We start from the raw sequence: 3993 nt of genomic DNA on the forward strand, positions 1-3993 counted from the left end.
ATTTCCAATAGTGGTCAATTCGTGGTCTGACTACCGTTGACCACCGCAGTTTTGCAAGTACAAATCACGCTGCATCGAGCAAAAACGAGCCTAAAACCTGCCGTATCGCAGTTGTCGGAGGCCAGTGCTCTATCCAGCTGAGCTATGATCGCATATATTGAGAAAACGCCATGCTGACATGTTCCGGATGGAGAAAAAACCAGCTTTTTGTACAGAAAACAAACCGTTGTTGACCGGGTACATTTTGTGTGTTAGACTGGCAGTAGAACGTACAAAAGCAGGTGCAAAGCCGCTGTAAAAAGCATTGCAGATGGAACGAAAGATTACGCTTTAATCATATTACCACATTGCGGCGGCGGATGCAAGTATCAAAATCGTTTTGCGGCAATGCGAAACGGATAAAAATTAACTCTGTACTTAAGGTGTGTCTGGAAAGTCGAGCATTCAGTCTGTTTCAGATATCCCTTAGGGGGTATCTGAAAAAGTCGAAAATATCGTCTATTTCTACAAACGCAGCGGGATTATGCGTTAAAAAAGCCTTGGGCAACACCGCACAATTCCCGCCTTGCGGCTTAAGCACCGCTCCGGCAGCTGCGGCACGGCAGCTGCGTTGCCAAAATGCTCGATAATGTCGGGTTGCGGTACCCGCATCGTGCTTCGGGGGCAAAAGCCCCTCGCACTCTGCGACCGCTGCCCCTGCTTCGGTTCGCTGTTTCCGCCACTGGCGGTGCTCACCTTTGCAGCATCCAGTATTATCTGCGCTTTTGGCTTGGCATCTGCCGCACCTCGCTCGCCGTATCGGCACTTAGAATTATGCGGTATTGCCCTTGGAATCCACAAAGGATTCCTGCGGCTCTTTGCCTTAAAATCCTGCTTGTGTTTGCGAAATATCCGTCATTTTCTTTGTTTTCAGATACACCTTAGGCAGAAATAAAAGGAGCAATATTATCATGACACCGGAACTGAACTGGTTAAGTGACCCGACTGTGTTTGCCGTGAACCGGCTGGATGCCCATTCGGACCATGTATGCTACCGTACTGTGCAGGAAGCCGCGCAGCGCCACAGCAGCCTGCGCCAGCCGCTGGACGGCATGTGGCGCTTTGTATGGAGCAGCTGCCCGGCCCAGCGCCCGGCGGATTTCTGGCGCGAAGGAGCGGATCTTTCGGGCTTTGGTACCATCCGTGTGCCGGGCCATATGGAGACCCAGGGCTATGGTCAGCTGCAATACACCAACACGCTGTACCCGTGGGATGGACGCAGTGCGCTGCGGCCGCCGCAGGTGGATTTGAACGATGATCCCGTTGGCAGCTATGCGCGGGAATTTGATCTGGATGCCGGGCTGCGCGGGCAGCGGGTATGCATCAGCTTCCAGGGTGTGGAACAGGCCATGTACCTGTGGTGCAATGGCAAGTTCGTGGGCTATGCCGAGGACAGCTTTACCCCCTCGGAATTTGACCTGACGCCGTACATCAAAGAAACCGGCAACCGCATCTGCGTGGAAGTGTACAAGCGCAGCAGTGCAGCATGGATCGAGGACCAGGACTTTTTCCGCTTCTCCGGCATGTTCCGCCCGGTATACCTGTACGCCAAACCGGCGGTGCATCTGGCGGACATCTGGCTGAAAGCGGACCTGAGCGAGGACAACACCACTGGTCTGCTGACCCCGGAGCTGAAGCTGGATGGAGAGACCGAAGGGGTCAGTGTGACTTTGCGCCTGACCGACCCGGAGGGCTATGCCCTGTATGAAGGCCCTGTGACGGGGGACACGATTGAGTTGGAGGGGATTCAGCCGTGGAGCCACAAGACCCCGGTGCTGTACCATGCAGAGCTGACGCTGAAAGATGCACAGGGCACCGTGCAGGAAGTGGTGCCCTATGACATCGGTTTCCGCCGCTTTGAGATGAAGGACGGCATCATGTGCCTGAATGGGGAGCGTGTGGTGTTCAACGGTGTAAACCGCCACGAATGGAACCCCGAAAAGGGCCGCGCTATTGATGCGGATGATATGAACGCCGCCATGGCCGTGCTGAAAGCCAACAACATCAACGCTGTGCGCACCTGCCATTACCCGGATCAGAGCCTGTGGTATGATCTGTGCGACAAAAACGGCATTTACATGATCGATGAAACCAACCTGGAAAGCCACGGCAGCTGGCAGAAGCTGGGCGCGATCGAACCCAGCTGGAATGTGCCGGGCGGCCTGCCGGAATGGAAAGACTGTGTGGTGGACCGTGCCCGCAGCATGCTGGAGCGCGACAAAAACCACGCCGCTGTGCTGATCTGGTCCTGCGGCAACGAAAGCTATGCGGGCGAGGATATTCTGGCCATGACGCAGTTTTTCCACGCCAAGGACCCCAGCCGTCTGGTGCATTATGAAGGTGTGGTGCATAACCGCGCGTTTGCGGCCATTACCGATATGGAAAGCCGGATGTACGCCAAGCCGTGGGAAATCCGGGAATATCTGGAATCCAAGCCGGAAAAGCCGTTCATCCTGTGCGAATACATGCACGATATGGGCAACTCTCTGGGCGGAATGGAAAGCTATGTGAAGCTGGCGGAAGAATACCCGCAGTACCAGGGCGGCTTTATCTGGGACTACATGGACCAGGCCATCTGGCATACAGACGTCATGGGCCGCAAGGTACTGGGCTATGGCGGCGATTTTGGCGAGCGGACGACGGATTATAACTTCAGCGGCAACGGCATTGTATACGCCGATGGCGCAGAGAAGCCCGCCATGCAGGATGTGCGTTACTGGTACGCCAGCCCGGCGGACCGTGCGGCGCAGGATACCGTCAACGCTGCTGCGGCAGCACAGGCAGACCGTACGCTGGCCGAAGCCTGGCAGAGCCGCCGCGCCTACCCCCTGGTGGTGACCCAGGGCGACGGCAACCTGGGCGTAAAGGGCAAAAACTTTGAGATGCTTTTCTCCATTGCGGGGGCTGGTCCGGCATCGCTGAAGGTGAACGGCACCGAATGGCTGTGGCGCGCACCGCGCCCGGCGTTCTGGCGGGCCTCCACCGACAATGACCGCGGATGCGGCTTCCCGCTGCGCGCGGCGGCCTGGATGGCGGCGGATGTGTTTGTAACATATAGCGGCATGAAGGTGCTGGAAGCAGGTCCCGACTGCGTAAAGGTGCAGTTCCAGTTTGGCATTCCCACTGTGCCGGGGGCCAGCGCAGAGCTGGTCTACACTGTGGAAGCACAGAGCGCATTGCGGGTGGATGCCGTTTACCACGGCGTAGCCGGTGCGCCGGAGCTGCCCTGTTTTGGTGTGAAATTTGAAACCTTTGGCCCGGTGACCCGCACGGTGTGGACCGGGCTTTCCGGCGAAACCTACCCGGACCGCTATAAGGGCGGTGTGTTCGGCTGCCATGAGGAAACCCCGCATGTGGAGCCACATCTGGTTCCGCAGGACTGCGGCATGCACATGCAGACGCGGCAGGCCATGCTGGAACAGCGGGATGCCTGCGGCCACACGACTGCCACGCTGACCTTGCAGCAGGTGGATGCACCATTTGCGTTCAGCGCGCTGCCCAACACGGCGCAGGAGATCGAGGCGGCGCAGCACATTACGGAGCTGCCCGCGACCGGCCGCACCAGTGTGATGGTGCTGGGCGCAGTGCGCGGCGTTGGCGGCATTGACAGCTGGGGCACCGATGTGGAAGAGCCTTACCATGTTTCTGGCGAGGAAGACCACAGTGTAAGTTTCCGCATTGTGCTGTAAACGTGGAAGTTAGGGCAATACCGCATAATTCTAAGTGCCGATACGGCGAGCGAGGTGCGGCAGCTGCTAAGCCAAAAGTGCAGATAATACTGGATGCTGCAAAGGTGAGCGCCGCCAGTGGCGGAAACAGCGAACCGAAGCAGGGGCAGCGGTCGCAGAGTGCGAGGGGCTTTTGCCCCCGAAGCACGATGCGGGTACCGCAACCCGATATTATCGAGCATTTTGGCAACGCAGATGCCGTGCCGCAGCCGCCGGAGCGGTGCTT

Annotated in this window: 1 protein-coding gene; it reads left to right on the forward strand. The window is 57.7% G+C overall.

Features of this window, described 5'->3' with window-relative positions; translation table 11 throughout:
- The first annotated feature begins 950 nt into the window (after nucleotides 1-950).
- Nucleotides 951-3728, forward strand: coding sequence for a glycoside hydrolase family 2 TIM barrel-domain containing protein (locus PG062_RS15765; protein WP_270753009.1), 2778 nt, complete (start codon nucleotides 951-953; stop codon nucleotides 3726-3728).
- The last annotated feature ends 265 nt before the right edge of the window (nucleotides 3729-3993 follow it).

Source organism: Gemmiger qucibialis (genome assembly GCF_027689445.1).
GTDB lineage: Bacteria > Bacillota > Clostridia > Oscillospirales > Ruminococcaceae > Gemmiger > Gemmiger qucibialis.

Coding starts and splice junctions, on each gene's coding strand:
- PG062_RS15765 (WP_270753009.1), top strand. CDS start 951: ATGACACCGGAACTGAACTGGTTAAGTGACCCGACTGTGTTTGCCGTG.